We start from the raw sequence: 26689 nt of genomic DNA, 5'->3' as shown, positions 1-26689 counted from the left end.
AGCATCGACGCTCATGACGAGCGTTAGCGATCAGTCGGTCGAGCCCTCGGGCGAGCACGAGATCGACATCCACACCACCGCAGGCAAGCTGGCCGATCTTCGCAAGCGCAGCGAAGAGACGCTGCACCCGGTCGGAGAGGCGGCGGTCGAAAAGATCCACGCCAAGGGCAAGCTGACGGCCCGCGAGCGCATCCTCGCGCTGCTGGACGAGGGTTCGTTCGTCGAACTCGACGCGCTGGCCCGGCATCGCAGCACGAACTTCGGGCTCGCCGACAAGCGCCCGTTCGGTGACGGCGTGGTAACCGGCTACGGCACCATCGACGGTCGCGAGATCTGCATCTTCAGCCAGGACGTCGCGGTGTTCGGCGGCAGTCTCGGCGAGGTCTACGGCGAGAAAATCGTCAAGGTTCAGGAACTCGCGATCAAAACGGGCCGACCACTCATCGGAATCAACGACGGCGCAGGCGCCCGGATCCAAGAGGGTGTGGTGTCGCTTGGCCTGTACAGCAACATCTTTCACAACAACATCAAGGCGTCGGGTGTCATCCCACAGATCTCACTGATCATGGGCGCCGCGGCGGGCGGGCACGTCTACTCCCCCGCATTGACCGACTTCGTCGTCATGGTCGACCAGACCAGCCAGATGTTCATCACCGGACCGGACGTCATCAAGACCGTCACCGGTGAGGACGTCACGATGGAAGAACTCGGTGGCGCGCACACGCACATGGCCAAGTCCGGCACGGCGCACTACGTGGCGACCGGCGAGCAGGACGCCTTCGACTACGTCCGCGACCTGCTGTCCTACCTGCCCGCCAACAACTACGCCGATCCGCCGCGTTACCCCGCCGCCGTTCCGGCGGGTGCGATCGAGGACAACCTCACCGACGAGGACCTCGAGCTGGACACGCTGATTCCCGATTCGCCGAACCAGCCCTACGACATGCACGAGGTCATCACCCGCATCCTCGACGACGACGAGTTCCTCGAGGTGCAGCAGGGCTACGCGCAGAACATCATCGTCGGCTTCGGCCGCATCGAGGGCCGGCCAGTCGGCATCGTCGCCAACCAGCCGACCCAGTTCGCGGGCTGCCTGGACATCAACGCCTCGGAGAAGGCCGCGCGGTTCATCCGCACGTGCGACTGCTTCAACGTGCCGATCGTGATGCTGGTCGACGTGCCGGGCTTCCTGCCGGGCACCGAACAGGAATACAACGGCATCATCCGCCGCGGCGCGAAGCTGCTCTACGCCTACGGCGAGGCCACGGTCGCCAAGATCACCGTCATCACCCGTAAGGCCTACGGCGGCGCGTACTGCGTCATGGGCTCCAAGGAGATGGGCGCCGACGTGAACGTGGCCTGGCCGACCGCCCAGATCGCCGTGATGGGCGCCGCCGGCGCGGTCGGGTTCGTCTACCGCCAGGAGCTGTCCAAGGCGGCCAAGGAGGGCGAGGACGTCGATGCGCTGCGGCTGGAGCTGCAGCAGACGTACGAGGACACTCTCGTCAACCCGTACATCGCAGCCGAGCGTGGCTATGTGGACGCGGTGATCCCGCCGTCGCACACCCGCGGCTACGTGGCGACCGCCCTGCGCCTGCTGGAACGCAAGATCACGCAGGTGCCGCCGAAGAAGCACGGGAACATTCCACTGTGAGCGAGGACGGGAACGAGACCGTGGCCGAAGACCCCCACGCGCACGAGGCACCCATCCAGATCGTCAAGGGCAGCCCGACCGCGGAAGAGATCGGCGCCGTCATCGCCGTGCTCGCCGCAGCTTCCGGCACCCCTGCCGAGCCGCGTGAGCAGGAAGAAAACCTCTGGGGCCACCCGGTCGACCGGCTGCGCTATTCGTTCTTCAGCTGGCAGAAGGTGGCACTTCAGCAACGGACGCACATGCGTCATCGATGACGCGATTCGTTCTCGCGTCAGCGTCGTCCGGTCGCCGTAAGGTGTTGCGCCAGGCGGGAATCGACCCACTTGTCATTGTCTCCGGGGTGGACGAGGACGCCGCCATGGCTGCGCTGGAGCCGACGGCAACCCCCGCAGACGTGACCACCGCGCTGGCGGCCGCCAAGGCCGAGGCCGTCGCCGCGGTCCTCGACGCCGAAGTCGGCGCCGATTGCGTTGTCATCGGCTGCGATTCGATGCTGTACCACGGCGGTGAATTACGCGGTAAGCCCGCCACTGCCGACGCGGCGCGCATCGGTTGGCAGCAGATGGCCGGCACCTCGGGTGAGCTGTACACCGGCCATAGCGCGATTCGTCTGCAGGACAACGTCATCACTTGGCGCGCCGCCGATGCCACTGTCACCACTGTCAGGTTCGGCAGCCCGAACGCAGCGGATTTGGACGCGTACGTGGGCAGCGGCGAGCCGACGGCCGTAGCGGGCGGATTCACCCTCGACGGCCTGGGCGGCTGGTTCGTCGACGGCGTCGACGGCGATCCGTCGTCGGTCATCGGCATCGGTCTGCCGCTGATCCGGCGACTGCTCGCCGACGGGGGTCTTTCGATCGCCGAACTCTGGTCCGCCAACCCGATGCGCTGATCCGCCGCGTGGGTAGGCTCGCAGTTGTGCCGCTACCCGCCGATACCGATCCCGCCCTGGCCGACTACGCCCACCCGGAACGCCTGGTCACCCCCGACTGGTTGTCGGGCAACTTAGGCAGGCCCGGGCTGGCCATCGTCGAATCCGACGAGGACGTGCTGCTCTACGACACCGGTCACATCCCCGGTGCGGTGAAGATCGACTGGCACACCGACCTCAACGACGCGAAGGTTCGCGACTACATCGACGGCGCCCAATTCGCCGAGCTGATGGACCGCAAGGGCATCTCCCGCGACGACACCGTCGTGATCTACGGCGACAAGAGCAACTGGTGGGCCGCCTACGCGCTGTGGGTGTTCACCCTGTTCGGCCATCCCGATGTGCGGCTGCTCGACGGCGGGCGCGACCTGTGGATCTCCGACGGCCGCGACACCAATCTCGACGTGCCGAGCAAGCAGACGACCGGCTACCCCGTCGTCGAACGCAACGACGCGCCGATCCGCGCTTATAAGGACGACGTCCTCGAGATCATCGGGTCCCAGCCGTTGATCGACGTCCGCTCACCGCAGGAGTACACCGGCGAGCGCACCCATATGCCGGACTACCCCGAGGAGGGCGCGCTGCGCGGCGGGCACATCCCGACCGCGCGGTCGATCCCGTGGGCCAAGGCGGCCAAGGACAACGGCCAGTTCCGCAGTCGCGCCGAACTCGACGAGCTGTACGGGTTCCTCTCCCCTGAGGACAAGACGGTCGTCTACTGCCGCATCGGCGAGCGAAGCAGCCATACCTGGTTCGTGCTGACACACCTGCTCGGCCGTGCGGGCGTTCGCAACTACGACGGCTCGTGGACCGAATGGGGCAATGCCGTGCGGGTCCCGGTCGCCGTCGGGGAAGAGCCCGGCGAAGCGCCGTGAGCGCCAAATGACCATGCCGGCCGCGCTGGCCGAGGTGGTGTCCGACTTCAAGGACATGCAGGGGCAGGACAAATTGCAGCTGCTGCTCGAGTTCGCAGGCGAGTTGCCTCCGCTGCCCGCCGAGCTCGAAGAGGCGGCGATGGAGCCGGTGCCCGAATGTCAGTCACCGCTGTTCCTTCATGTCGACGCCGCCGACCGGGCCAAGGTTCGGCTGTATTTCAGCGCGCCCGCGGAGGCCCCGACCACGCGTGGTTTCGCGGCGATTCTGGCGGCCGGTCTCGACTCACAGTCGGCTGACGACATCCTCGCGGTGCCCGACGACTTCTACAGTGAGCTCGGCCTGGCCGCGCTGATCAGCCCGCTGCGGCTACGCGGTATGTCGGCGATGCTGGCCCGCATCAAAAAGCGACTGCGATAAACACAGCCGATGATGCCTACCGCAACGCAGAATCACCGATCACATGAGGCACAACTCGCCACTCTGAACGGGGCTACCCGGCAGTAACCGATACCGGCTTGGCGTGGGCGTCCTGCTGCCGCCTAAACTGCCTCCGATACATTCTTAAAGACGTTTCTTAAAAAACATGCCGTCAGGAGGCGCAGTGGCAAGTCACGCCAGCTCAAAGATCTCCAAGGTGCTGGTCGCCAATCGCGGAGAGATCGCGGTCAGGGTGATCCGGGCAGCCAAGGACGCCGGGCTGGGAAGCGTGGCCGTGTACGCCGAACCCGACGCCGACGCTCCCCATGTGCGGCTCGCCGACGAGGCCTTCGCCCTCGGCGGCCAGACATCGGCCGAGTCCTACCTCGTCTTCGAGAAGATCTTGGAGGCGGCCGAGAAGTCCGGCGCGAACGCGATTCACCCCGGCTACGGATTCCTTTCCGAGAACGCAGATTTCGCTCAGGCGGTGCTCGACGCCGGACTGATCTGGATCGGCCCCAGCCCGCAGTCCATCCGTGATCTCGGCGACAAGGTCACCGCCCGGCACATCGCCGCCAAGGCCAAGGCGCCGCTGGTGCCCGGCACGCCCGAGCCCGTCAAGGACGCCGACGAAATAGTCGCGTTCGCCAAGGAGCACGGCGTCCCGATCGCGATCAAGGCGGCGTTCGGCGGTGGCGGCCGCGGGATGAAGGTGGCCCGCACCATCGAGGAGATCCCCGAACTGTTCGACTCGGCCACCCGTGAAGCGGTCGCGGCGTTCGGCCGCGGCGAGTGCTTCGTCGAGCGTTACCTGGACAAGCCGCGTCACGTCGAGGCCCAGGTCATCGCCGATACGCACGGCAACGTCGTCGTCGCGGGCACCCGCGACTGCTCGCTGCAGCGTCGCTTCCAGAAGCTCGTCGAGGAGGCGCCCGCGCCGTTCCTGTCCGACGCGCAGCGTAAGGAGATCCACGAGTCCGCCAAGCGCATCTGCAAGGAAGCCGGCTACTACGGCGCAGGCACCGTCGAGTACCTCGTTGGCCAGGACGGGCTGATCTCGTTCCTCGAGGTGAACACCCGTCTCCAGGTGGAGCACCCGGTCACCGAGGAGACCGCGGGCATCGACCTGGTCCTGCAGCAGTTCAAGATCGCCAACGGCGAGGCACTGGATATCACCGAGGACCCGACGCCTCGCGGCCACTCGTTCGAGTTCCGCATCAACGGCGAGGACGCCGGCCGCGGGTTCCTGCCGGCACCCGGCCCGGTGACCCGGTACGACATCCCCACCGGCCCCGGTGTGCGGCTGGACTCCGGCGTCGAGGCCGGCTCGGTGATCGGCGGCCAGTTCGACTCGATGCTTTCGAAGCTGATCGTGTCCGGCGCCACCCGCGAGGAGGCGCTGGCCCGCTCGCGGCGCGCGCTCGCTGAATTTCATGTCGAGGGCCTGGCGACGGTCATCCCGTTCCACCGCGCCGTCGTGTCCGATCCGGCGTTCATCGGTGACGGCGAGAAGTTCGACGTCCACACCCGCTGGATCGAAACCGAGTGGGAGAACACGGTAGAGCCCTTCACCGGCGGCGAAGCGATCGAAGAAGAAGACACCATTCCTCGGCAGACGGTTGTCGTCGAGGTGGGGGGCCGGCGTATCGAGGTGTCGCTGCCCGGCGATCTGGCCATCGGCGGTGGCGGCGGAGCCCCCGCGGGCGCCGGTGTCGTCCGCAAGAAGCCCAAGGCACGCAAGCGCGGCTCGCACGGCGGCGCGGCAGCATCCGGCGATTCGGTGACGGCACCGATGCAGGGCACCGTGGTCAAGGTCGCTGTCGAAGAGGGTCAGGAAGTCGCCACCGGCGATCTCGTGGTGGTCCTCGAGGCGATGAAGATGGAAAACCCCGTCACTGCCCACAAGGACGGCGTCATCACCGGTCTCGCGGTAGAGCCGGGTGCGGCCGTCACTCAGGGCACGGTGCTCGCCGAAATCAAGTAGCCCTACCCCGCCGAGTGGCCAGTTATGCGACGGAAATCGCGTCAAACGTCGGATAAGTGGCCACTCGCCCGTTAGTCGGGCGTGACGAGACTGTCGTTCTCTAGGGGCGTACCGAAGTAACCGGCCTCGGGGTCGACGACCACGGTCTTCGTGTCGTCGCCCTGCCGGGCCAGCGACTCGCGGGCCATCTGCTCGAACGAGATCTTCTGCGGCCCACCGATGTTCACGACACTGTTGAGCGGTCCGGCGACAGCGGCGCGCGCGACGTCCGAGGCGACCCTGTCTGCCGGGATCGGCTGGATCAGCGCATCGGGTACGCGGACCTCGTCTCCGACGGTCATCGACCCGGTGATGGCGTCGGTGAATTCGGCGAACTGCGTGGCCCGCACGATGGTGTACGCCATGGCGGATTCGGTGAGCAACTTCTCCTGGGCGACCTTGGCACGCATGTAGCCGCTGAGCGGTAGATCGTCCACACCGACGATCGACAGCACGACGTAGTGCCCGACACCGGCGTGCTTCGCGGCCGCAACGACATTCGTGGTTGCCCTGGTGAAGAACTCCAGTACCGAGTCGTCTTCGAACGACGGGGAATTCGTGACGTCGACGACCGCATCGGCGCCCTCCAGCGCCTCGCCGAGCCCGTCGCCGGTGAGTACGTCTACACCCGATCCGCGAGATGCCGCTACTACCTCGTGCCCGCCGGCCTGCAGCAGGGCCACCACCTTGGTGCCGATCAGACCGCTGGCACCGATCACTGTGATTTTCATAGGCCATGCCTACCATCGACGGGTGGAGCCCGTGGAAATTAATGCCGGCACTTGGTATCTGCGCGCACTGCGCGATGACGAGTTGATGGACGACCGCCCCGCGCTCGCCGCAATGGGTGAGTCCGACCCGGACTATGTGGCGCGCTGCACCGCGCAATGGGCGACCGACACCGGGTACACGTGGGCGGTCTGTGAGCCGACCACCGGTGAGATGTTGGCCGAGGTGAGAGTGGATCCCGCGGCCGCCACGTTGCGGACCAGAGCGCGCGACGGCCACGAGGACGTCGTGGCGATCGCCGAGCAGTCAGTTCGCCGGTTCGCGTCGGCGATGCTGGGGCTGACCATCCCCTGACGCGATCGGCGCCTCACCCCGGGGTGTCGATATCGCGACCCGTCGCCAGGTCCGCGCAGTTCACCTCTGTGACGTCGGAGCGCGCGGAGAGAAACGCTCGCGCGCCCTCGTCGCCGCGTAGTCCTCGCAGGAGTTCAGGCCAATGCCTGTTGGCTATGACGACGGGATGGCCGGGCACGTCGCCGTAGAACGCCCGCGCCAGTCCCGACATAGACGATCGCGCCGCGGCCAGCACCCGAGTCACCACGTCGGCCCGCACATCAGGGGTGTCGACGGTGTGCACTACCGCGTAGTCGGCGTCGACGGCAGATAGGCCCGTGCGCAGCGATGCGGAGAGCCCATCTGACCAGTCGGGCGCGATGACGGCGCGGGCGGGGGCGGGCACATCGACGATCGCCGCACCCAGCACAACGACGACCTCGTCGCAGCCGCCCAAATGCAACGCTGTGACTGCAGATGTCAGCCACTCGCCCTGCGCGGCAAGCACTTTGGGCATTCCGAACCGCGTGCCGGCACCGGCTGCCAGCAACACACCGCTGGCCGTGGATGACATGTCGACAAGTGTGGGTCCACCAGGCGATTCAGACAAACTCGGGTCGCTTCACCGCTGTGAACTGGACTTATGACGTCCTTCCGAATCAGATTGTCGATCTCGATCATGGCGCGTAGGGTAAAAACAGGTTGAACTCACAGCCGTCTGCAAAAACGTCATCGACGTGCAGGGCTGCCGCCCTGCAGCGAGGCTTTCAAAAGCGCAGGGCCCAAATTTTGACGTGACCACAGTACGAATCGATGTATTCACCACTGATGGAGTCACAATGTCCACCACCACGCAAGACCCGCCGGCCACGCCGGAATCGCTGATCGAGCGCGCCGAATCACACATGGCGCATTTCGCCATCCGGTGGCTACCACCGAAAACCGCCGTCGTCACCGCACATGGCGAGATCGACGCGGCCAACGCACAGCAGCTCGTCGACTACGCGATGCGGCACAGCGATCGCATCGACCGTCTGGTGCTCGATATGAGCGGGATCGATTTCTTTGGCACATCGGGGTTTTCGGCGTTGCATTCACTGAACGTCCGCTGCGCGGGCGAATCCATCATCTGGGCTTCGGTGCCCAGCCCCGCCGTGGCGAGGCTGGAGAGGATTTGTGATCCCGAATCGGCGTTGCCGTTCTTCAGCGGTGTCGACTCCGCGCTGTCCGCGGTGCAGGGTGAACCGCCTCCGCTACTGCAGTTGGTCCCGCAGGCGCGCTAGAGACTTCGCGAGCAGCCGGGACACGTGCATCTGCGAGATGCCCACCCTCTCGGCGATCTGCGTCTGCGTGAGCGATTCGAAGAAGCGCAGCAGCAGCACCGTTCGTTCCCGCTCCGGCAGCGCTGCGAGCAAGGGCCGCAACGCTTCCCGGTTCTCGATCTGGTCGAGCCCCAGGTCGACATCACCGATGGTGTCGGCGATCGCGGGGGCGTCCTCGCTTCCGCTGCCGCCACTGTCGATCGACAGCGTGTTGTAGGAACTGCCCGCCACCAGGCCTTCGATGACCTCGTCGCGGTCCATCTCCAGTTCGGCGGCAAGTTCCGAAGCGGTGGGTGCGCGACCGAGCCGTTGAGACAGTTCCGCTGTCGCGGCGCCCAGCCGCAGGTGCAGTTCCTTGAGCCTGCGGGGTACCTTGACCGACCAGCTGTTGTCCCGGAAGTGTCGCCGGACCTCGCCCATGATCGTGGGCACCGCGAACGACACGAAGTCCGATCCGGCGTTCACGTCGAAGCGGATCACCGCGTTCACCAGACCCACCCGGGCGACCTGGACGAGATCGTCGCGGGACTCTCCGCGCCCGTCGAACCGGCGGGCGATGTGATCGGCCAGTGGAAGGCAGCGCTCCACGATGCGGTCCCGCTGCCGCTGAAAAGCCGGGGTGTCTTGGGGTACGCCTTCGAGTTCGCGGAACATGTCCGCGACATCCGCGTACTCAGAGTTCGATCGCGATGACGAACCCTGTGACGTCGAAGGGCTCACTGCAACGAGCTCGCTCGCCTCGTCGTCATGGAAATCCCGAAGACCTGTCCTTCCTCAGGGCCCTGCCCGTCCTGGAAGGTCCGCACATCGTCGGTCAGTGAGCTGAGCACATGCCAGCTGAAGCTGCCGGGGGCGAGAATGTCCGGACTCTTGCACGGCGCCGATGCGTGGATGACGACCGCGTCGTCGCGCGGATCGACGACAAGCAGCAGCGTGGAATCGGGGACGGCGCATCGAATGAGACGCGTACATGCTTCGTCGACCGCCAACCGCAGATCAGCGACGGAGTCGAAGTCCAGATCCTCGTATGTGGCCACCGCGGCGACGAGCGTGCGCAACACAGCAAGGTTCTCCAAAGTGGCGGCCACCCGAAGTTCGACCGACCCGGCGTTCCGCAGATGCCCGTTGTTCGTGTTGGCAACGTCGGCCATTTGACCTCCCGGCAATGTCGAAGCGAGGTTACCCCAGGTCGGCTCCCAGCTAACCACGGGTCGTCCCGCGGCCAGTCAGCGCCAACGTGTGGCAAGCGCTCAAGCCGGGTAATCCCCGGTCATGAAGCAGATGGAGTCGCACGGCCGGCTCAATGACGCAGACCCGGGCGGTACCCGGGGACTGCGTCGGATCGTAGTGACGGCCGGGGTTGTCCTGGTTGGACTGATCTTGATCTTGGTGGCGATCTACGCCGGGGCGTTTCTCATCCTGGCGCCAATGATGCAGTGAGGCCATCGATGAGGTCGCCCCTGTTGGTTCGAGATTCGCCATGGTCCACGTTCCATACCCTCACCAGGTCTAGCGCCAAACATGCGCCTTCGTCATAGCCAACTGCGTGGCCCGGGGTTGCATCGGGTGCGGCGGGGCCGCGGGTTCTCTTATTACGACGCCGACGGTGCCTCGGTCACCGACGCAAAGACGCTGAACCGCATCAAGGACCTGGTGATCCCGCCGGCCTGGAAGAAGGTCTGGATCAGCCCCCACCCCAACGGCCACATCCAGGCGGTCGGAACCGACGTCGCCGGGCGTCGCCAATACCTCTATCACCAGACGTGGCAGCAGGAACGGATGGAAGAGAAATTCGACCGGGCGCTGGACATGTCGGCCGCACTACCCGACATGCGGCAACAGATCGCGTCGGATCTTCGCGGCCGCGGACTCACCCGCGAGCGGGTGATCGCGCTGGCGTTGCAGCTGCTCGATCTCGGCTACTTCCGTTCTGGGTCAGAGCAATATGCCGAGGAGAACAACTCTTTCGGCCTTGCGACTCTGCTGTGCGAACACGTGACACTCCAAAAGGACGGGGTCGAGTTCGACTTCCCGGCCAAGAGCGGGGTGCGCCGCACGCTGCTGATCGAGGACACCGAGGTGGTCCGTGCGGTGCGCGCGCTGATGCGCCGACCGGAACGTGGCGATCGACTTCTGGTGTGCCGCAACGGGTCCGGATGGACCGATGTGCACGCCGACGATCTCAATGGCCGCTTCAAAGAACTCGTCGGCGACGAGTACACGGTCAAGGACCTGCGTACGTGGCACGGCACGGTCCTGGCGGCGGAGGCGTTCGTGGACGCCGACCTGCCGGAGAACAAGTCGGTGATCAAACGCGTGGAATCGGCCGTCATGAAAGAGGTCGCGGAGGAACTCGGCAACACGCCCGCCGTGGCGCGCGGTTCGTATGTGGATCCTCGGGTCGTGGAGGGATATGAGGCGGGCCTGACCATCGCGGCTGCGGCCAAGCGAGCGGCGAAAACCAAAGCGGCGTACAAACGTCAGGAGATTCTGGACCGCGGCACCGCACGACTGATTCGACAGGTCGCCAAGAGCTAGCGGCCGCCCGCCCGCGGGGTTTCTCGCACCTGACGTCGGGTATCCGGCCGATATGCAAGGCAGCGACGACTTTCCCGACGACGTCCCCGTCGCAGACGCCGTTGAACAGCATCGCGCGATCAGCGAGCCGACTCTCGACGAGGAGGACTCCGCGGGGCCGCCGGACGAGCGACCCTTGGAGGCGGCAGGCCCGGACTGGCAAGACCAGCGCGAGGTCGTCGACTTCGATCCCGAAGAGGACATCTCCGATGTCTGACAGCGAAGTTCTCGCACCCATCAGGGGTCAGACGCCGCCGGGCTGACAGGAGTCGCCATGGAGGTTCACAGTGCACGAGCTCATCGGTTACGTGCGTTGGTGTTGTTGGCGTTGATCCTCGTCGGCACAGGCCTACTGCTGACACGTTGTCCAGCCAACCGTGACGGCATGCCAGGCCAACTGGCTCAGGCCATGCAGGAGACGACGTCGGCAGCGCGCAGTGGTGCGGCGGCGCTTGACATGTGGACGCAGAGGCGCGCGACCACACAGCTGACCAGCGTTGCATTGTCCGACTCCCGCAACGAGGTCGTCAACGCATACAAAGGCATTGCCGAATTGCGCGCCGAAGACCCTGTTGACATTCAGCGGCAGCAGATACTCACCACCTCGATGACGTCGATCATCGGCGCACTCAACGCCGCCTCGGCCACCGTGCGCGGCGTGGAGTCAGAACCCCCCGCCGAACGGATCCGCAGTGATCTCCTGAATGCGGCCGCGGCGCTCGAGTCTGGATACCGCTGATGACCAAGATCTTTTCGGTCGCACTCGGCGTCCTCACCGCCATCGGGGGGTTCCTCGACATCGGAGACCTGGTCACCAATGCCATCGTCGGCTCCCGTTTCGGGTTGGGACTGGCATGGGTGGTGGTGGTCGGGGTCATCGGAATCTGCCTGTACGCCAACATGGCGGGCCGCGTTGCCGCCGTCAGCGGCAGGGCAACCTTCGAGATCATCCGCGAACGCCTCGGGCCCCGCACCGCGGTGGCCAACCTGTCGGCGTCGTTCCTCATCAACCTGATGACACTCACCGCCGAGATCGGTGGCGTGGCACTGGCTCTACAGCTCGCGACCGACGTCGGACCCATGATGTGGATACCGGTCGCCGCCTTCGCGGTCTGGGTGGTCGTCTGGCGGGTCAAATTCCAGGTGATGGAGAACGTCACCGGCCTGCTCGGACTGTGCTTGATCATCTTCGCCGTCAGTGTCTTTGCCCTGCAGCCAGATTGGGGCGAACTGGCCCACCAGGCAACCTCACCAGCGATTCCCGAACAGGAATCCGCGGCGACGTACTGGTACTTCGCGATCGCTCTGTTCGGTGCGGCGATGACGCCCTACGAGGTGTTCTTCTTTTCCTCCGGTGCAGTGGAAGAAGGCTGGACCGTCAAGGATCTGGGAACCTCCCGGCTGAACGTTCTGGTGGGCTTTCCACTCGGCGGTGTGCTTTCGATCGCTGTGGCGGCGTCTGCGGCAATCGTTCTGCTGCCCAACCAGATCGAAGTCACCTCGCTTTCACACACGGTCATGCCTGTCGTCGCCGCAGGCGGAAAACTGGCGTTGGCATTCGTCATCGTCGGTATTGTCGCCGCAACGTTCGGCGCGGCACTGGAAACCACCCTGTCGGGCGGCTACATCCTGGCCCAGTTTCTCGGTTGGCCGTGGGGCAAGTTCCGGCGACCCGCACAGGCTGCCCGATTCCACGTGGTGATGTTCGTCACCGTCGTGGCCGGTGTCGCGGTGTTGTTCACCGGCGTCGATCCGATCATGGTCACCGAGTACTCGGTGGTGTTCTCGGCTATTGCGCTGCCGCTGACATATCTGCCGATCCTCATCGTGGCCAACGACTCTGAGTACATGGGCGAGTTGACCAACGGCAAGGTGATCAATATGTTCGGCTCGATTTACCTGGTTATCATCTTGGCCGCTTCGCTGGCGGCCATCCCCCTGATGATCGTGACGGGTGCGGGGCAATGAGCAAGCTACCGGCCAAGCGGCATCGCGGTGAACTGCTCGACGCGCGGCTACACCTGCTGGACCGCCAACTGCTCGACGAGGACAACAAACCGGTCGGCATCGTTGATGACATCGTGCTCGACGGCATAGATTTCGATCAGGACATCCCCAACGGCGCAGACGCCCCGCGGGCCACCGGCGTGCTTTCGGGACAGGTCGTGGCAACCCGGATCTTCGGAGGTTTTCCGCCGATGAGACGCCTCCAGGAGATTCCGTGGAAACTGATCGCCTCCGTCGGAGTCGTCGTCAGGCTGAAGCCCAACGACATGACATTTGACGCCGATTGGATGGAGCGTTGGCTGCGTGACCGTGTTGTCAAACACATTCCAGGAGGCCGAGATGCAGCTGAGTAAGCTTCTCGGATTGGACGTGGTCGACGCGGGCTCGCATCGAGTGGGCACGGTGGTGGATGTCCGGCTCGTAATCTCGGGCGATCCTTATGACGATCCGCCGACGCCGCGCGTGCTGGGGCTGGTCATCAGTCCGCGCACTCGATCGTCCTACCTCGGTTTCGAGCGGTCCGGGGCTGACGCGCCGGCACTGATCGCGAAATCTGCACGGTGGCGCCATCGCGGGACGTTTTTGGCCGCGTGGGACGACGTGTCGAGAGTCGGAGCCGCCGCGGTCACGCTGCGACCGGATTACACGAGGTACTCCGCGGTATTGCGCCGCGAGGAATAGGCCCGTTTAGCGCTCCCGGACCCGGGTAACCCTTGGGTCGCGGGTGTTTCCCCGCGGCCCCACGCTCAAGAAGTGGGCAGGACCAATTCCACTACAACAGCGGAAAGGCAGTTATATGACTGAGAAGAACAGTGGCCCTGAAGAAGGCATCAAGGGCGTCGTCGAGGACGTCAAGGGCAAGGCGAAGGAAGCCGTCGGCACCGTGACCGGCCGTGACGACATGGTCCGCGAGGGTGAGGCCCAGCAGGACAAGGCCGACGCCCAGCGGGACGTGGCTAAGAAGGAGGCTGAGGCGGAATCCGCGCGCGGTGGAGCCAAGGCAGCCGAGGAGCGCCAGAAGTCCGAGCAGAATTCGTAGGACTCCACGGAAAAGGCCCAGCCAATCGGCTGGGCCTTTTTCTGGTGCCTAACTGCTCGGTCGTTGCCTCAGTGCGTCGGGATGCTCTGCGTACCAACGCTCTTCGATCTTGCGGACGCGGAGATGCTCGATTGCCAACCAGCCGCCGCCGACGACGAATCCTGCGCCGGCGAGGGATGCCAGCACCAACCCGGTGTCATGATGCTTTGTGGCGAAGGCCGCCAAGCACGAGACGAACAGCACCAGGGATACCCCGATCAGGATGAGTCCCGGCATGATCTTGTTGTCCTTCATCGACTCTCCGGCATGCGGACGGGTCGTCCTCGCATGGTCGACGGGATCCTTTGGGCCTTTCATCGGTACTCCTCTCTCGGCTTACCTGGGCCACCCAATTTGGGCTGATTACAACGGTAGAACTACCCGGCGCCGTTGTGGGAGAAACGAAGTGTCAGTTGTATGACGGGTATTGACCGTCGCGCAGCGCGTTCGCAAGGTGTGCCGCGTTTCGTGCCGCCGCAGCCGTGGCAGATGCAATCGCCTCGGGTACCTCGTCGAGGTCGTTGTAGTCCTTGGACTGCATTGCCTCGCCGTTCCAATAGGTGGATCCCTGCGCCGGAATCGTGTATCCAATGTCGTTGAGGCCCTGGAAGCAATCGGCTATGACCTTGTGCGCGCCGTCCTCGTTGCCGACCACCGCCACGAGCGCCACCTTGCCGACCATGACCGGACGCTCAGCCTCGTCGGTGTTGGACAATTCGGCATCCAGACGCTCGAGCACGCGCTGTGTGACGCTCGACGGATTACCCAGCCAGACGGGCGTTGCGAGCACCAGGATGTCGCAGTTCAGCAGCTTTTCGCGGATGCCGGGCCACTCGTCGCCGTCACCCATATCCGCCTCCACCCCGGGCGCAATCGCGAAATCGACGCAGCGTAGCGATTCGGTCGACACGCCAGCCGCACGCAGTTGTTCGCAGACATGCTCGGCGATCAGTTCGCTACTGGACGGCGCTGGGCTGGGTTTGAGGCTGCACACCAGTGCGACCGCGGTCAGCGCCGGAACAGTCATCCTCCGAACACCGCGGATCCAGCCAGCGGCGGCATGCTCATAGTTAGCGCCAGCAGCATCATGGTCAGCAGGAACCAGCCAACGCCCTGCCAAGCCCACCAGGTCTCTTGCCTGCGCCAGGTCTGGTAGGTACGGAAGAACGCGCGCAGCCCGCCGAGCAGCAGGATGACGGGTGCCCCGATGGCGAGCAGAGTCCGCTGGGGTACGCCGCAGGCGACCGTGTCGGCCGTCGCGCCGCTGCAGGTACTCACCCATACGGCAGCGGTGGCCAGGAACGCGATGCCGATTACGGCGACGATCGCGCCGAAACGGACGGCTTCGCGCACGTTGTGGTCATCTGATCGCACACGCGCAGAACTCTGATACACGGCTGGACTCTCCCGAAAGTCACCGATGGGAACGGGTAGAAGGTTCCCGGCACGTCGTAGAGGTAAACCTCGGGCTAGACGCGTTGATGAGCGGTGAGCAACAGTCGGTCGTAGGCGCTGCGGGGTGGCAGCTCCTCGTCGTACCGCAACTCCAGAAAATCCCTGCAGATCCGCTCGGCCAGCGCCCGCAGCTTGGTGTTGGTCTCCTGCGAGCGCCACTTGAGCAGCTCGAACGCCGAGTCGGCGTTGATCCGGTAGATGACCATCAGCATGCCCTTGGCCTGCTCGATGACGCCTCTCGCCTCGGCGATCTCGGCAACGGCTTCGCTGACTATCTTGTCGTGGCGTTCCTGCATCGACGGCGTGACGTCGACGTAGAAGCCGTGCGTCCCGACCACCGCCCCACCGTCGTCGAACAGCTGATCGCCCACGACGACGACGTAGTGGATCTCACCGTGGGTGTCGATGATGCGGTGCCGGTTGGAGAACGCGCCCGATGTCCGGCGGATCTCGTCGAGTGTGGCAGCGACTTGGCCGTAGTCGTCCGGATGCTTGTGCGACAGCACCAGATCGGTGGTGGGCTCTACGCTGCCCGGCTCGTAGCCGTGCATCCGCTGCACCTGCGGCGACCACTCCCAGCGTTCGTCGGCGAAGATGTATTTGAACGCACCGACCCGCTGGGGATCACCGCCTGCCAGCGCGTGCTCGATGGGGGTCTGCCCACCGAGTTCGGCCAGCTCATCGGTCATATCTGCAGATTAACCCGGCAACCTGTGGCTTCGTATTGCAGCTGACGCGAACTTTCGCATATCGGACAGTGGCGCGGCGTGGCTGGTCAACGATGTCGGAGTCCGCCCCTACGATTCGCCGCGTGGCGCTGAAGTGGCAATTGCTCGCCGCGCCCGCCCTTGCCGCGGTCGCGTGGGTCCTGGGCGCGACCCCCGGGTGGAGCCTGGTGATCGCCGCGGCGACGCCGATCATCATCGCCGCGGCGCCGCGCTTCATCCGCGGCGCCATCCACGGCATGCGAACCCCGAATCCCCGCGAAGATCCGGCGGCGGAGATGTCGGGGACGGAGTTCGAGGACTACGTCGCGCGGATCGCGCGCTCCAGCGGGGCGCCGGTCATCATGACGTCGACCACCGGCGACTGGGGGGTCGACATCATCGTCGGCAAGCGCCCGAATCGCCTTGCGATTCAATGTAAACGCCAAGCGCGCCCGGTCGGCTCAGGCGCCATTCAGGAGGTGGTCGCGGGCGCACCCATGCACGACTGTGCCGCGACCATGGTGGTAACGAACCATGAATTCACTGCTGCGGCAAGAAAACTCGCCGAACTTCACGGTTGTGAGCTCGTCGGTGGCGCCGAACTAGGTGCGCTGCGGGCGACCATCCGCCGCCTGACAGCGCCCACCGCGCCCACTGAGGTCTAGCGCAGCGCGTCGCGTACCGCGTCGACCGCGGTGTCGATCTCCCCGCGCGATACCGTCAGCGCCGGCCGGAACCGCACGCTATCTCCTCCGCTGGCGAGCATGATCACGCCGCGATCCCACAACTTGGCGATGAGCTCGTCGCGCTGCGCGACGCTGGGCAAGCTGAAAGCACACATCAGGCCGCGTCCGCGGACATCGAGCACCAGGTCCGGGAATTCCACCGCTAGCTCAGCGAGCCGGTCGAGCAGGTACCGACCCGCGTGGGCGGCCCGAACCATCAGCTGATCGGATTCGATGACCTCCAGGATGCGTCGCGAGCGCACCATGTCGACGAGGTTGCCACCCCACGTCGAGTTGATCCGGGAGCTGACCGCGAAGACGTTGTCGGGTACCTCATCGACCCGCCCGCCGGCCATGACGCCACACACCTGCGTCTTCTTTCCGAAGGCGACGACATCGGGAGCCACTCCCAATTGCTGGTAGGCCCAAGGGGTTCCGGTCATTCCACAACCGGTCTGCACCTCGTCGAAAATGAGCAGCGCGTCGAACTCGTCGCACAATTCACGCATCGCCGCGAAGAACTGCGGCCGGAAGTGGCGATCGCCGCCTTCACCCTGGATGGGCTCGGCGATGAAGCAGGCGATGTCGTTGGGGTTGGCTTCGAACGCTGCGCGGGCCTGACGAAGCGACTGGGCTTCTAAGGCATCCATGGCTCGCTCATCCAGGCCGGGCCGGGTATAGGGCGCGTCGATGCGCGGCCAGTCGAACTTCGGAAAGCGGGCGACCTTGTTGGGGTCGGTGTTTGTCAGCGAGAGCGTGTAGCCGCTGCGGCCATGAAAAGCACCGCGCAGATGCAGCACCTTGATGCCGAGGGCGGGGTCGATCCCGTGCGCCTCGTTGTGCCTGCTCTTCCAGTCGAAGGCGACCTTCAACGCGTTCTCGACCGCCAGCGCTCCCCCGTCGACGAAGAACAGGTGCGGCAGCGCCGGATCGCCGAGCACCCGCGCGAAGGTCGCGACGAACCGTGCCATCGGCACCGAGTAGATATCGGAGTTGCTCGGCTTGTTGACCGCAGCCTGCGCGAGTTCGGCGCGGAAGTCTTCGTCGCTGGCGAGCGCCGGATGGTTCATTCCGAGCGCCGACGACGCGAAGAACGTGAACATGTCGAGGTAGCGCTTACCGCTACGGGCGTCGACCAGGTATGAGCCAGATGAGCGGTCGATGTCGAGGACGAGGTCCATACCGTCGGCCAGGATGCTGCGGGCCAACACCACGTGGACGTCGTCCGGGCGAACCGGGGGGGCCGCAGCTGTGGAGGGGACGTCGTGGGCGCCATGCGTAAGGACAGCGGTCATGGCCCGATCTTAACAGAAATTTTATGGTCAACTAGCCATCTGACCGTAACGATTACGGCACTGAGTCGCGTCTGTCGTAAAAAGTTTGTAAGATGATCGTGCTTCGTGTGCGGACGTTGGCTGCCGTCCGAATGCGTTGCAGCAAGTCTTCGAGCGCCCGCGCGGTCTCGACACGCACGAGCAGGACGTAGCTCTCGTCGCCGGCCACCGAGTGACACGACTCGATGGCATCGATGTGTTCGAGCCGCGCGGGAGCATCATCGGGTTGAGAGGGATCGAGAGGGGTGATGGCCACGAACGCCGACAGCATGTTCCCGACGGCTTCGGGGTTGATCCTCGCCGAGTATCCGACGACCACCCCCCGAGCCTCCAGGCGTCGCACCCGCGACTGGACCGCCGAGACCGACAGCCCCGCGATCGCCGCGAGGTGCGCCAAAGTGGCCCGTCCGTCAGCGACCAACTCACGCGCCAGCACACGGTCGATGTCATCGAGCGGTTCGCTCATGGCGGCACTGTATCGGAGCGGGGGCGTGAAATGAGCTTGAGCGTCCAAACATGGCAGCTGCGAGCACAGTTCGCCGCGGCGCTGTCGAGCCTGTACGCCGCCGAGGTGCCGCTGTACTCAACGCTCGTCGACGTCAGCGCCGAGGTGAACCGAGAACTCGGCGCCACCGAGCGCGTGACCACGGAACGCCACGGTGCGATCCGGGTCGGCAGCCCGCGCGAACTCGCCGACGTCGCAGATCTGTTCGCCGCGTTCGGCATGTTCCCTGTCGGCTTTTACGACCTGCGCGATGCGGAGTCCCCGGTACCGGTGGTGTCGACTGCGTTTCGGCCGATAGATCCAGACGACTTGGAGCACAACCCGTTTCGGGTGTTCACCTCGATGTTGTCCACGGCCGACCAGAGATTCTTCGCTCCTGAGCTGCGCGCCCGCATCGACCGGTTCCTCGCCGCCCGGCAGCTGTTCGACCCCGCGCTGATCGCCGAGGCGCGACGCATCGCATTCGACGGCGGAACCGATCACGAGAGCGCCGGGCGGTTCGTCACCGCCGCCGTCGCCGCATTCGCTCTGTCACGTGAGCCGATAGACCGCGCGTGGTACGACGAGTTGGGCCGCGTGTCGGCGGTGGCCGCGGACATCGCCGGGGTGCGCACCACCCATATCAATCACCTCACGCCGCGGGTTCTCGACATCGACGAGCTGTACGCGCGAATGTCGCAGCGCGGCGTCGCGATGATCGACGCGATTCAGGGCCCGCCGCGATGCGTCGGACCCGACGTGCTGTTGCGGCAGACGTCTTTTCGAGCGCTCGCCGAACCGCGGCGCTTCCGCGAGGATGACGGCACGGTGTCTGACGGCACTCTTCGCGTGCGCTTCGGGGAGGTCGAGTCACGCGGGGTCGCACTGACTCCCGAGGGCAGGCGGCGCTACGACGAGGTCATGGCGACGACTGATCCGACGCTGACATGGGGCGAATACTTCCCTACCACCGACGAGGCGATGGCGGCCGCGGGCCTGGCGTACTACCGGGGCGGTGATCCGTCGAAACCGGTTGTCTACGAGGACTTCCTGCCCGCCTCGGCAGCCGGCATCTTCCGGTCCAACCTCGACTCGGACGGCGAATCCGACGACACCACCGATGGTTGTCACTACAGCCTGAACTGGATGGCCGGCCAGATCGGGCACCACATCCACGATCCGTACGAGCTCTACGAGAAAGCCGCATCACAATGACAACCATGCAGAAGTCCCAGCTTCCGACCGCCGATGCTCTGCGCGCCCGCGCACGCGAGGCGCTGACGGCGGTCGGCTCGCCCGTCGAACTCGGCGAACCCAGCGGGAATGGTCTACACGCCAGTACCCCGATCACCGGCGACGTGCTGTTCACGGTCGCCGAGACCAGCCCGCAGCAGGCCGATGCGGCGATTGCCGAGGCGGCGCAGGCATTTACGTCATGGCGCACAACTCCGGCGCCGGTCCGCGGCGCTCTGGTCGCACGCCTTTCAGAGCTGCTGGTCGAGCACAAGGCCGACGTCGCGACGCTTGTCACGGTCGAGGCGGGCAAGATCACCTCAGAAGCCCTCGGCGAGGTGCAGGAGATGATCGACATCTGTCAGTTCGCCGTCGGTCTGTCCCGACAGCTCTACGGCAAGACCATCGCGTCCGAACGTCCGGGTCACCGGCTGATGGAGACGTGGCATCCCCTTGGCGTGGTCGGGGTCATCACCGCGTTCAATTTCCCGGTGGCGGTCTGGGCCTGGAACACCGCGATCGCGTTGGTCTGCGGTGACACTGTCGTGTGGAAGCCGTCGGAACTGACGCCGTTGACCGCGCTGGCCTGCCAGGCGCTGATCGAGCGCGCGGCCGACGATGTGGGTGCGCCGCGGGAGATCAGCCGGCTGATCCAGGGAGGACGCGAGGTCGGCGAGCGCCTCGTCGACGATCCGCGGGTCGCGCTGCTGTCCGCCACGGGTTCGGTGCGGATGGGCCAGCAGGTCGGACCGAGGGTGGCGCAGCGGTTCGGAAAGGTGCTGCTGGAGCTCGGCGGGAACAACGCCGCGATCGTCACGCCGTCGGCCGACCTGAATCTTGCTGTGCGCGGCATCGTGTTCTCCGCCGCGGGCACCGCCGGACAGCGCTGCACGACGATGCGTCGGCTGATCGTGCACTCCTCGGTCGCCGACGAACTTGTCGGCCGGATCGTGTCGGCCTACCGGCAGCTGCCCATCGGCGAACCCGCGGCGGACGGCACGCTGGTCGGTCCGCTGATCCATGAGACCGCGTACCGCGACATGGTCAAGGCTCTCGAGCAGGCGCGCGCCGACGGCGGCAAGGTGTTCGGCGGCGAACGCCATGAACTCGGTGATGACAGCGCCTACTACGTCGCCCCGGCCGTGGTCCGCATGCCCGCGCAGACCGAGGTCGTCCACTCCGAGACGTTCGCACCGATTCTGTATGTGCTGACCTACGACGAGCTGGACGAGGCGATCGCGATGAACAATGCGGTGCCGCAGGGTCTTTCGTCGTCGATCTTCACGACGGACATGCGCGAGGCGGAACGCTTCATGTCCGCCGAAGGTTCGGACTGCGGCATAGCCAACGTCAACATCGGCACATCGGGCGCCGAGATCGGCGGCGCGTTCGGTGGTGAGAAGCAGACCGGCGGCGGACGCGAGTCGGGTTCGGATTCGTGGAAGGCCTATATGCGCCGGGCCACCAATACCGTCAACTACTCGTCTGAACTGCCGCTCGCCCAGGGTGTGCACTTCGGCTGAGTCGGCTGTCGGCTCGCGGCCTTCGCGCTGTTGTACATATGTCAACTAGGATGGGCTGATGGCCGAGCCCAGACGGCGACTGTCTCCCGACGAGCGCCGCACCGAACTTCTCACCCTCGGCGCTGAGGTGTTCGGACAACGACCCTACGACGAGGTCCGCATCGACGAGATCGCCGAGCGGGCCGGCGTGTCACGCGCGCTGATGTACCACTACTTCCCGGACAAGCGGGCTTTCTTCGCCGCGGTGCTCCGCGCCGAGAGCGAGCGACTCTTCGAGGCGACCAATACCCCACCCGATCCCGGTCTGAGCCTGTTCGACCAGCTGCGCGAAGGCGTCATCGCTTACCTCAGCTACTACGAGGAGAACCCGAACGTCGCGTGGGCGGCCTACGTCGGCGCAGGGCGCTCCGACCCTGTTTTGCGTGGCATCGAAGACGTCGACAACGACCGGCAGGCCGAACGCATCGTTGCCGGCCTCGGTGGTGAGCAGCTCGATTCCAAAGTCGAACGGGATTTGCGCGTCGTGGTCTACGGGTGGCTGGCCTTCACTCTCGAGATGTGCAGGCAGCGGATGATCGACCCCTCGACCGACATCGAGGTTGTCGCCGACGCGTGTACGCACGCCCTGCTCGACACCGTCTCCCGGGTCCCGGGTATACCCAACGCGCTGGCAGAGACCATCGCGGCCGCACGTCCCTGATATTTGTCGGTGCTCTCCTGCACGATGGCTACATGAGCACCGGTCCCCTCGCCCGGTTCAGCGGGCTGACCCGCGACTGGTTCACGGGCACGTTCGCGGAGCCGACGCCCGCGCAGGCGCAGGCGTGGTCGGCCATCGCCGACGGCGACAACACACTGGTCATCGCTCCCACTGGCTCGGGTAAGACGCTCGCGGCGTTCCTCTGGGCGATCGACCGTCTTGCCTCATCGGAACCCCGGCCCGCCTCGGCAGGCACTCGAGTCCTCTACGTGTCGCCGCTGAAGGCGCTGGCCGTGGACGTCGAGCGCAACCTGCGGACCCCGTTGACGGGCATCGGCCGCCTCGCCGAACGCAGTGGGACTGCCGCACCCGAGATCAGCGTCGGCGTCCGCTCCGGTGACACCACACCTGCCCAGCGCCGCGAGCTGATCACCCGGCCGCCGGACATCCTCATCACCACGCCGGAGTCGCTGTTCCTGATGCTCACCTCGGCGGCGCGCGAGACGCTGACCGAAGTGCAGACGGTCATCGTCGACGAGGTGCACGCCGTCGCAGCCACCAAGCGTGGCGCGCACCTGGCGCTGTCGCTGGAACGGCTCGACCAGTTGTTGGACAAGCCCGCGCAACGCATCGGGTTGTCCGCCACGGTCCGCCCGCCCGAAGAGGTCGCGCGGTTCCTGTCCGGCCAGGCCCGCACCACCATCGTGGCGCCGCCCGCCGCCAAGACCTTCGATCTGTCGGTGACGGTGCCCGTTCCCGACATGGCCAATCTCGAGAACAACACTATTTGGCCCGACGTCGAGGAACGCATCGTCGACCTGATCGAAACGCACAACTCGTCGATCGTCTTCGCCAACTCTCGGCGGCTGGCCGAGCGACTCACGTCGCGGCTCAACGAGATTCACGCCGATCGCACTGGTGACGAAGTGTCCATGGAGCGCAACCCGAAGGTAGGCGGCGGCTTCCCGGCACAGCTGATGGCGAGTGGCGCATCGTTGGGCGCTCCGACACTGCTGGCCCGCGCGCACCACGGTTCGGTCAGCAAGGAGCAGCGCGCGCAGGTCGAGGACGACCTCAAGTCGGGCCGGCTCAAGGCGGTCGTCGCGACGTCCAGCCTCGAGCTGGGCATCGACATGGGCGCGGTCGACCTTGTCATCCAGGTCGAGGCGCCGCCGTCGGTGGCCAGCGGGCTGCAGCGCATCGGTCGCGCGGGTCACCAGGTCGGTGAGATCTCGCAGGGTGTGCTGTTTCCCAAGCACCGAACCGATCTGATCGGATGCGCGGTCACCGTGAAGCGAATGCTCACCGGCGACATCGAGACCATGCGCGTGCCGACGAATCCGCTCGACGTCCTCGCGCAGCACACCGTCGCGGCCTCAGCGCTCGAACCGCTGGACGTCGACCGCTGGTTTGATGCGGTTCGGCGCAGCGCGCCGTTTGCGACGTTGCCGCGCAGCGCATTCGAGGCGACGCTGGACCTGCTCTCCGGCAAGTATCCGTCCACCGAGTTCGCCGAACTGCGCCCTCGACTGGTGTACGACCGCGATGCGGGAACGCTGACCGCCCGTCCCGGTGCGCAGCGGCTGGCGGTGACGTCCGGCGGCGCGATCCCCGACCGCGGCCTCTTCACCGTCTACCTGGCGACCGACTCGGAGAAGCCCTCGCGGGTCGGCGAACTGGACGAGGAGATGGTCTACGAGTCGCGGCCCGGAGACGTGATCTCACTCGGTGCGACGAGCTGGCGGATCACCGAGATCACCCATGATCGGGTGCTCGTCGTGCCCGCACCGGGGCAGCCGGCCCGGCTACCATTCTGGCGCGGCGACAGCGTGGGCAGACCGGCCGAACTCGGTGCGGCCGTCGGCGCATTCACCGGCGAGCTGGCCCGGCTCGGCCGTGACGAGTTCGACGAACGCTGCCGCGCAATGGGTTTCGACGAGTTCGCCTCCAACAACCTGTGGCAGCTGCTCGACGAGCAGCGACAAGCTACATCGGTGGTGCCGACGGATACGACGTTCGTAGTGGAGCGGTTCCGAGACGAACTCGGCGATTGGCGTGTGATCCTGCACTCCCCGTACGGCTTGCGGGTGCACGGCCCCTTGGCCTTGGCCGTCGCCCGGCGGCTGCGCGAACGCTATGGCATCGACGAGAAGCCGACGGCGTCCGACGACGGCATCATCGTGCGGCTACCCGACACCGAGGACACCGCGCCCGGCGCGGATCTCTTCGTTTTTGACGCCGACGAGATCGAACCGATCGTCACCGCGGAGGTCGGCGGCTCTGCGCTGTTTGCGTCGCGGTTCCGCGAATGTGCCGCCCGCGCACTGCTTCTCCCCCGCCGCCACCCCGGCAAGCGGTCGCCCCTGTGGCATCAGCGCCAGCGGGCCGCGCAGCTGCTGGACGTCGCGCGCAAGTATCCGGACTTCCCGATCGTGCTGGAGGCGGTGCGCGAATGCCTGCAGGACGTGTACGACGTTCCGGCACTGACGGAGCTGATGCACCGGGTCGCGCAGCGCCGGCTGCGGCTGGTCGAGGTCGAGACCCAGACGCCGTCTCCGTTCGCGGCGTCTCTCCTGTTCGGATATGTCGGCGCGTTCATGTACGAGGGCGACAGCCCGTTGGCCGAGCGACGCGCCGCCGCGCTGTCGTTGGACAGCGTGCTGCTGGCCGAACTGCTCGGCCGCGTGGAGCTGCGCGAGCTGCTCGATCCGCAGGTCATCGAATCGACCACGCGACAGCTGCAACACCTCAGCGACGACCGACAGGCCCGCGATGCCGAAGGTGTGGCGGATCTGCTGCGGATGCTCGGTCCTCTGACAAAAGCCGAAATCGCCGAGCGCTGTACCACTTCCGAGGTGGGTGGCTGGCTTGACGGGCTGCTGGCCGCCAAACGCGCGCTGACGGTGACATATGCCGACCGGACGTGGTGGGTGGCCATCGAGGACATCGGCCTGCTGCGCGATGGGGTCGGGGTGGCCGTGCCGGTCGGGGTGCCGACGGCATTCACCGAGGGGGTCGACGATCCGCTTGGCGAACTGCTCGGCCGCTATGCCCGCACGCGCGGCCCGTTCACGACTCACGATGCCGCGGCCCGGTTCGGTCTGGGCCTGCGGGTCACCGCGGATGTGCTGGGCCGCATGGCGATCGACGGCAGGCTGATTCGCGGTGAGTTCACGACCGAATCGGAAGGCGATCAGTGGTGTGACTCCGACATCCTCAAGATCCTGCGCCGCCGATCGCTCGCGGCACTACGGGCACAGGTCGAGCCGGTCAGCACCGCCGCCTACGGCCGATTCCTGCCAGCGTGGCAGCAGGTTGGGTCGACGCACAACAGCGGTATCGACGGGCTCGCCACGGTGATCGAACAGTTGGCGGGGGTGCCGATTCCGGCTTCGGCGGTCGAGCCGTTGGTATTCGGGCTGCGGGTGCGCGATTATCAGCCCGCGATGCTGGACGAGCTGCTGGCGTCCGGTGAGGTCACCTGGTCGGGTGTGGGTCAGATCGGCGGCGGTGACGGATGGATCGCCTTCCATCCCGCGGACTCTGCACCGATGACGTTGACGGCGCCGACCGACATTGAGTTCAGCGATACACATCGCGCGATCATGGAAACGCTCGGCGGTGGCGGCGCGTACTTCTTCCGTCAACTCGCCGACAACCCGAACGACGAGCTGAAACAGGCTCTCTGGGAACTCATTTGGGCGGGCTGGATATCCGGCGATACGTTCGCCCCAGTGCGGGCGGTGCTGACGGGCCCCCGCCGTTCGTCGGGTCGCCGCGGCGTCCCAGCACACCGACAGCGTCAACGTCCGCCGCGACTGAGCAGCTACAGCATCGCGCATGCGCAGGCGCGCACCTCCGATCCCACGGTTGCCGGCCGCTGGTCTGCGCTTCCAGCCGCCGAGCCGGAATCGACTGTGCGCGCGCATTTCCAGGCCGAGCTGCTGTTGGGTCGCCACGGTGTGCTGACCAAGGGCGCCGCCACATCCGAACAGGTGCCCGGCGGCTTCGCCATGCTCTACAAGGTGCTGACGGCATTCGAGGATGCCGGCCGGTGCCAGCGCGGATACTTCGTCGAGTCGCTCGGCGGCGCCCAGTTCGCGGTGGCTTCTACGGTCGACAGGCTGCGGTCCTACCTCGACGGCGTCGATCCGGACCACCACGAGTACCACGCGGTCGTGCTGGCCGCCGCCGACCCGGCCAATCCGTATGGCGCGGCGCTGCCGTGGCCCAGTCGCGCCTCGTCCGAGGAGGACGTCGCACACCGGCCGGGCCGCAAGGCCGGGGCTCTCGTCGCGCTGGTCGATGGCGAACTCGTGTGGTTTCTCGAGCGGGGTGGACGCTCGCTGCTCAGCTTCGCCAACGATCCCGAGGCGCACATCGCGGCCGCCGCCGCGCTGGCAGATCTGGTGAGCGGCGGGCGTGTGCAGTCCTTCCTCGTCGAAAAGGTCAATGGAGTGCCGGTCCTGGAGCCGGGTGCCGGCGGTCAGCGGGCTGCCGTCCAGGACGCGCTGATCGGCGCCGGCTTCGCGCGCACACCGCGCGGTCTGCGATTGCGCTGACACCACGCTTACAGTCGTG

At 66.0% G+C, this 26689-nt stretch carries 31 protein-coding genes; 21 read left to right on the top strand and 10 right to left on the bottom strand.

Annotated features, from left to right (window positions below; all coding sequences use genetic code 11):
* Nucleotides 1-13 precede the first annotated feature (13 nt).
* The 6 genes from ACIA48_RS18975 (at nucleotide 14) to ACIA48_RS18950 (ending at nucleotide 5862) form a co-directional block, all read left to right on the top strand.
* Nucleotides 14-1654, top strand: coding sequence for an acyl-CoA carboxylase subunit beta (locus ACIA48_RS18975; protein ID WP_396734686.1), 1641 nt, complete (start codon nucleotides 14-16; stop codon nucleotides 1652-1654).
* Nucleotides 1651-1908 (top strand): acyl-CoA carboxylase subunit epsilon, encoded by a 258-nt coding sequence (locus ACIA48_RS18970; protein ID WP_396734683.1) that lies wholly within the window; start codon nucleotides 1651-1653, stop codon nucleotides 1906-1908. Before ACIA48_RS18975 ends, ACIA48_RS18970 begins: the two co-directional genes overlap by 4 nt.
* Nucleotides 1905-2546, top strand: coding sequence for a Maf family protein (locus ACIA48_RS18965; RefSeq protein WP_396734681.1), 642 nt, complete (start codon nucleotides 1905-1907; stop codon nucleotides 2544-2546). The genes ACIA48_RS18970 and ACIA48_RS18965 overlap by 4 nt, the downstream gene beginning before the upstream one ends.
* Before the next feature lie 26 nt (nucleotides 2547-2572).
* Entirely contained in the window at nucleotides 2573-3460 is an 888-nt protein-coding gene (locus tag ACIA48_RS18960) for a sulfurtransferase (RefSeq protein WP_396734678.1), read from the top strand.
* A gap of 7 nt (nucleotides 3461-3467) precedes the next feature.
* On the top strand, nucleotides 3468-3878 hold the full coding sequence (locus ACIA48_RS18955; protein ID WP_396734676.1) for a SufE family protein: 411 nt from the start codon (nucleotides 3468-3470) through the stop codon (nucleotides 3876-3878).
* Nucleotides 3879-4062: 184 nt separating this feature from the next.
* Entirely contained in the window at nucleotides 4063-5862 is a 1800-nt protein-coding gene (locus ACIA48_RS18950) for an acetyl/propionyl/methylcrotonyl-CoA carboxylase subunit alpha (protein WP_396734673.1), read from the top strand.
* Between the two features lie 71 nt (nucleotides 5863-5933).
* Here the strand turns inward: ACIA48_RS18950 and ACIA48_RS18945 are convergent, their stop codons facing one another.
* A complete protein-coding gene (locus tag ACIA48_RS18945) occupies nucleotides 5934-6632 on the bottom strand; it encodes an SDR family oxidoreductase (protein WP_396734670.1) in 699 nt (232 codons plus the stop codon).
* Between the two features lie 22 nt (nucleotides 6633-6654).
* On the opposite strand from ACIA48_RS18945, the gene ACIA48_RS18940 reads away from it, so the two are divergent.
* Entirely contained in the window at nucleotides 6655-6984 is a 330-nt protein-coding gene (locus ACIA48_RS18940; RefSeq protein WP_396734667.1) for a hypothetical protein, read from the top strand.
* A 13-nt stretch (nucleotides 6985-6997) separates the two neighbouring features.
* On the opposite strand, the gene ACIA48_RS18935 is transcribed toward ACIA48_RS18940, so the two are convergent.
* Nucleotides 6998-7537: an NTP transferase domain-containing protein gene (locus ACIA48_RS18935; RefSeq protein ID WP_396734665.1), complete on the bottom strand. Its 540-nt coding sequence runs from the start codon at nucleotides 7535-7537 to the stop codon at nucleotides 6998-7000.
* A 265-nt stretch (nucleotides 7538-7802) separates the two neighbouring features.
* Between ACIA48_RS18935 and ACIA48_RS18930 the strand changes: the two genes are divergently transcribed.
* The gene (locus tag ACIA48_RS18930) at nucleotides 7803-8246 is read left to right on the top strand and encodes an STAS domain-containing protein (protein ID WP_396734662.1); all 444 of its coding nucleotides are present in this window, start codon (nucleotides 7803-7805) and stop codon (nucleotides 8244-8246) included.
* Here the strand turns inward: ACIA48_RS18930 and ACIA48_RS18925 are convergent.
* Both ACIA48_RS18925 and ACIA48_RS18920 read right to left on the bottom strand, forming a co-directional pair.
* A complete protein-coding gene (locus ACIA48_RS18925) occupies nucleotides 8217-8939 on the bottom strand; it encodes an RNA polymerase sigma factor SigF (protein WP_396735093.1) in 723 nt (240 codons plus the stop codon). The genes ACIA48_RS18930 and ACIA48_RS18925 overlap by 30 nt on opposite strands.
* Before the next feature lie 62 nt (nucleotides 8940-9001).
* A complete protein-coding gene (locus tag ACIA48_RS18920; RefSeq protein ID WP_396734659.1) occupies nucleotides 9002-9436 on the bottom strand; it encodes an ATP-binding protein in 435 nt (144 codons plus the stop codon).
* 121 nt (nucleotides 9437-9557) lie between these two features.
* On the opposite strand from ACIA48_RS18920, the gene ACIA48_RS18915 reads away from it, so the two are divergent.
* The 8 genes from ACIA48_RS18915 to ACIA48_RS18880 all read left to right on the top strand — a co-directional run bounded on the left by ACIA48_RS18915 (nucleotide 9558) and on the right by ACIA48_RS18880 (nucleotide 13908).
* The gene (locus ACIA48_RS18915) at nucleotides 9558-9725 is read left to right on the top strand and encodes a hypothetical protein (RefSeq protein WP_396734657.1); all 168 of its coding nucleotides are present in this window, start codon (nucleotides 9558-9560) and stop codon (nucleotides 9723-9725) included.
* Between the two features lie 81 nt (nucleotides 9726-9806).
* Nucleotides 9807-10823, top strand: coding sequence for a DNA topoisomerase IB (locus tag ACIA48_RS18910; protein ID WP_396734654.1), 1017 nt, complete (start codon nucleotides 9807-9809; stop codon nucleotides 10821-10823).
* Nucleotides 10824-10875: 52 nt separating this feature from the next.
* Nucleotides 10876-11079 carry a hypothetical protein gene (locus ACIA48_RS18905; RefSeq protein ID WP_396734652.1) on the top strand — a complete coding sequence of 68 codons (204 nt, stop codon included), beginning with the start codon at nucleotides 10876-10878 and terminating at the stop codon, nucleotides 11077-11079.
* A gap of 57 nt (nucleotides 11080-11136) precedes the next feature.
* Nucleotides 11137-11601, top strand: a complete 465-nt coding sequence (locus ACIA48_RS18900; protein WP_396734649.1) for a hypothetical protein — start codon at nucleotides 11137-11139, stop codon at nucleotides 11599-11601.
* Nucleotides 11601-12830 (top strand): Nramp family divalent metal transporter, encoded by a 1230-nt coding sequence (locus ACIA48_RS18895; RefSeq protein WP_396734647.1) that lies wholly within the window; start codon nucleotides 11601-11603, stop codon nucleotides 12828-12830. Before ACIA48_RS18900 ends, ACIA48_RS18895 begins: the two co-directional genes overlap by 1 nt.
* Nucleotides 12827-13222 carry a hypothetical protein gene (locus tag ACIA48_RS18890; RefSeq protein ID WP_396734645.1) on the top strand — a complete coding sequence of 132 codons (396 nt, stop codon included), beginning with the start codon at nucleotides 12827-12829 and terminating at the stop codon, nucleotides 13220-13222. The genes ACIA48_RS18895 and ACIA48_RS18890 overlap by 4 nt, the downstream gene beginning before the upstream one ends.
* Entirely contained in the window at nucleotides 13209-13550 is a 342-nt protein-coding gene (locus ACIA48_RS18885; RefSeq protein ID WP_396734642.1) for a PRC-barrel domain-containing protein, read from the top strand. Before ACIA48_RS18890 ends, ACIA48_RS18885 begins: the two co-directional genes overlap by 14 nt.
* A 115-nt stretch (nucleotides 13551-13665) precedes the next feature.
* Entirely contained in the window at nucleotides 13666-13908 is a 243-nt protein-coding gene (locus ACIA48_RS18880) for a CsbD family protein (protein ID WP_396734639.1), read from the top strand.
* Nucleotides 13909-13956: 48 nt separating this feature from the next.
* Here the strand turns inward: ACIA48_RS18880 and usfY are convergent, their stop codons facing one another.
* The 4 genes from usfY to ACIA48_RS18860 form a co-directional block, all read right to left on the bottom strand.
* Nucleotides 13957-14265 carry a protein UsfY gene (usfY, locus tag ACIA48_RS18875; RefSeq protein WP_396734637.1) on the bottom strand — a complete coding sequence of 103 codons (309 nt, stop codon included), beginning with the start codon at nucleotides 14263-14265 and terminating at the stop codon, nucleotides 13957-13959.
* A gap of 91 nt (nucleotides 14266-14356) precedes the next feature.
* Complete coding sequence (locus ACIA48_RS18870) at nucleotides 14357-14974, bottom strand: flavodoxin family protein (RefSeq protein ID WP_396734634.1); 618 nt, start codon at nucleotides 14972-14974, stop codon at nucleotides 14357-14359.
* Nucleotides 14971-15321, bottom strand: a complete 351-nt coding sequence (locus ACIA48_RS18865) for a hypothetical protein (protein ID WP_396734632.1) — start codon at nucleotides 15319-15321, stop codon at nucleotides 14971-14973. The genes ACIA48_RS18870 and ACIA48_RS18865 overlap by 4 nt, the downstream gene beginning before the upstream one ends.
* A gap of 95 nt (nucleotides 15322-15416) precedes the next feature.
* Complete coding sequence (locus ACIA48_RS18860) at nucleotides 15417-16091, bottom strand: PAS and ANTAR domain-containing protein (RefSeq protein ID WP_396734631.1); 675 nt, start codon at nucleotides 16089-16091, stop codon at nucleotides 15417-15419.
* Nucleotides 16092-16183: 92 nt separating this feature from the next.
* Between ACIA48_RS18860 and ACIA48_RS18855 the strand changes: the two genes are divergently transcribed.
* Nucleotides 16184-16774: a restriction endonuclease gene (locus ACIA48_RS18855; RefSeq protein WP_396734628.1), complete on the top strand. Its 591-nt coding sequence runs from the start codon at nucleotides 16184-16186 to the stop codon at nucleotides 16772-16774.
* Here the strand turns inward: ACIA48_RS18855 and lat are convergent.
* Both lat and ACIA48_RS18845 read right to left on the bottom strand, forming a co-directional pair.
* Entirely contained in the window at nucleotides 16771-18129 is a 1359-nt protein-coding gene (lat, locus tag ACIA48_RS18850; RefSeq protein WP_396734626.1) for an L-lysine 6-transaminase, read from the bottom strand. The two genes, ACIA48_RS18855 and lat, sit on opposite strands and share 4 nt — an antisense overlap.
* Nucleotides 18130-18181: 52 nt before the next feature.
* The gene (locus ACIA48_RS18845) at nucleotides 18182-18634 is read right to left on the bottom strand and encodes an Lrp/AsnC family transcriptional regulator (RefSeq protein WP_396734624.1); all 453 of its coding nucleotides are present in this window, start codon (nucleotides 18632-18634) and stop codon (nucleotides 18182-18184) included.
* 30 nt (nucleotides 18635-18664) lie between these two features.
* On the opposite strand from ACIA48_RS18845, the gene ACIA48_RS18840 reads away from it, so the two are divergent.
* Genes ACIA48_RS18840 through ACIA48_RS18825 form a run of 4 tightly spaced genes read left to right on the top strand, consistent with a single transcriptional unit; the run spans nucleotide 18665 to nucleotide 26670 of the window.
* Nucleotides 18665-19867, top strand: a complete 1203-nt coding sequence (locus ACIA48_RS18840) for a 2-oxoadipate dioxygenase/decarboxylase family protein (RefSeq protein ID WP_396734621.1) — start codon at nucleotides 18665-18667, stop codon at nucleotides 19865-19867.
* Nucleotides 19864-21408 carry an aldehyde dehydrogenase family protein gene (locus ACIA48_RS18835; RefSeq protein WP_396734618.1) on the top strand — a complete coding sequence of 515 codons (1545 nt, stop codon included), beginning with the start codon at nucleotides 19864-19866 and terminating at the stop codon, nucleotides 21406-21408. Before ACIA48_RS18840 ends, ACIA48_RS18835 begins: the two co-directional genes overlap by 4 nt.
* Before the next feature lie 58 nt (nucleotides 21409-21466).
* The gene (locus tag ACIA48_RS18830) at nucleotides 21467-22108 is read left to right on the top strand and encodes a TetR/AcrR family transcriptional regulator (protein ID WP_396734615.1); all 642 of its coding nucleotides are present in this window, start codon (nucleotides 21467-21469) and stop codon (nucleotides 22106-22108) included.
* Between the two features lie 32 nt (nucleotides 22109-22140).
* A complete protein-coding gene (locus ACIA48_RS18825; protein WP_396734612.1) occupies nucleotides 22141-26670 on the top strand; it encodes an ATP-dependent helicase in 4530 nt (1509 codons plus the stop codon).
* Nucleotides 26671-26689 lie beyond the last annotated feature (19 nt).

This window comes from Mycobacterium sp. NPDC051804, from assembly GCF_044452905.1.
Classification (GTDB): domain Bacteria; phylum Actinomycetota; class Actinomycetes; order Mycobacteriales; family Mycobacteriaceae; genus Mycobacterium.
This window is presented reverse-complemented; position numbering and strand designations above follow the sequence as displayed.

What these genes read in the sequence shown, in the direction of transcription:
- ACIA48_RS18975 (WP_396734686.1), top strand. Translation starts at nt 14, where the DNA reads ATGACGAGCGTTAGCGATCAGTCGGTCGAGCCCTCGGGCGAGCACGAG.
- ACIA48_RS18965 (WP_396734681.1), top strand. Translation starts at nt 1,905, where the DNA reads ATGACGCGATTCGTTCTCGCGTCAGCGTCGTCCGGTCGCCGTAAGGTG.
- ACIA48_RS18955 (WP_396734676.1), top strand. Translation starts at nt 3,468, where the DNA reads ATGACCATGCCGGCCGCGCTGGCCGAGGTGGTGTCCGACTTCAAGGAC.
- ACIA48_RS18945 (WP_396734670.1), bottom strand. Translation starts at nt 6,632, where the DNA reads ATGAAAATCACAGTGATCGGTGCCAGCGGTCTGATCGGCACCAAGGTG.
- ACIA48_RS18935 (WP_396734665.1), bottom strand. Translation starts at nt 7,537, where the DNA reads ATGTCATCCACGGCCAGCGGTGTGTTGCTGGCAGCCGGTGCCGGCACG.
- ACIA48_RS18930 (WP_396734662.1), top strand. Translation starts at nt 7,803, where the DNA reads ATGTCCACCACCACGCAAGACCCGCCGGCCACGCCGGAATCGCTGATC.
- ACIA48_RS18925 (WP_396735093.1), bottom strand. Translation starts at nt 8,939, where the DNA reads ATGTTCCGCGAACTCGAAGGCGTACCCCAAGACACCCCGGCTTTTCAG.
- ACIA48_RS18920 (WP_396734659.1), bottom strand. Translation starts at nt 9,436, where the DNA reads ATGGCCGACGTTGCCAACACGAACAACGGGCATCTGCGGAACGCCGGG.
- ACIA48_RS18915 (WP_396734657.1), top strand. Translation starts at nt 9,558, where the DNA reads ATGAAGCAGATGGAGTCGCACGGCCGGCTCAATGACGCAGACCCGGGC.
- ACIA48_RS18910 (WP_396734654.1), top strand. Translation starts at nt 9,807, where the DNA reads ATGCGCCTTCGTCATAGCCAACTGCGTGGCCCGGGGTTGCATCGGGTG.
- ACIA48_RS18905 (WP_396734652.1), top strand. Translation starts at nt 10,876, where the DNA reads ATGCAAGGCAGCGACGACTTTCCCGACGACGTCCCCGTCGCAGACGCC.
- ACIA48_RS18900 (WP_396734649.1), top strand. Translation starts at nt 11,137, where the DNA reads ATGGAGGTTCACAGTGCACGAGCTCATCGGTTACGTGCGTTGGTGTTG.
- ACIA48_RS18895 (WP_396734647.1), top strand. Translation starts at nt 11,601, where the DNA reads ATGACCAAGATCTTTTCGGTCGCACTCGGCGTCCTCACCGCCATCGGG.
- ACIA48_RS18890 (WP_396734645.1), top strand. Translation starts at nt 12,827, where the DNA reads ATGAGCAAGCTACCGGCCAAGCGGCATCGCGGTGAACTGCTCGACGCG.
- ACIA48_RS18885 (WP_396734642.1), top strand. Translation starts at nt 13,209, where the DNA reads ATGCAGCTGAGTAAGCTTCTCGGATTGGACGTGGTCGACGCGGGCTCG.
- ACIA48_RS18880 (WP_396734639.1), top strand. Translation starts at nt 13,666, where the DNA reads ATGACTGAGAAGAACAGTGGCCCTGAAGAAGGCATCAAGGGCGTCGTC.
- usfY (WP_396734637.1), bottom strand. Translation starts at nt 14,265, where the DNA reads ATGAAAGGCCCAAAGGATCCCGTCGACCATGCGAGGACGACCCGTCCG.
- ACIA48_RS18870 (WP_396734634.1), bottom strand. Translation starts at nt 14,974, where the DNA reads ATGACTGTTCCGGCGCTGACCGCGGTCGCACTGGTGTGCAGCCTCAAA.
- ACIA48_RS18860 (WP_396734631.1), bottom strand. Translation starts at nt 16,091, where the DNA reads ATGACCGATGAGCTGGCCGAACTCGGTGGGCAGACCCCCATCGAGCAC.
- ACIA48_RS18855 (WP_396734628.1), top strand. Translation starts at nt 16,184, where the DNA reads ATGTCGGAGTCCGCCCCTACGATTCGCCGCGTGGCGCTGAAGTGGCAA.
- lat (WP_396734626.1), bottom strand. Translation starts at nt 18,129, where the DNA reads ATGACCGCTGTCCTTACGCATGGCGCCCACGACGTCCCCTCCACAGCT.
- ACIA48_RS18845 (WP_396734624.1), bottom strand. Translation starts at nt 18,634, where the DNA reads ATGAGCGAACCGCTCGATGACATCGACCGTGTGCTGGCGCGTGAGTTG.
- ACIA48_RS18840 (WP_396734621.1), top strand. Translation starts at nt 18,665, where the DNA reads ATGAGCTTGAGCGTCCAAACATGGCAGCTGCGAGCACAGTTCGCCGCG.
- ACIA48_RS18835 (WP_396734618.1), top strand. Translation starts at nt 19,864, where the DNA reads ATGACAACCATGCAGAAGTCCCAGCTTCCGACCGCCGATGCTCTGCGC.
- ACIA48_RS18830 (WP_396734615.1), top strand. Translation starts at nt 21,467, where the DNA reads ATGGCCGAGCCCAGACGGCGACTGTCTCCCGACGAGCGCCGCACCGAA.
- ACIA48_RS18825 (WP_396734612.1), top strand. Translation starts at nt 22,141, where the DNA reads ATGAGCACCGGTCCCCTCGCCCGGTTCAGCGGGCTGACCCGCGACTGG.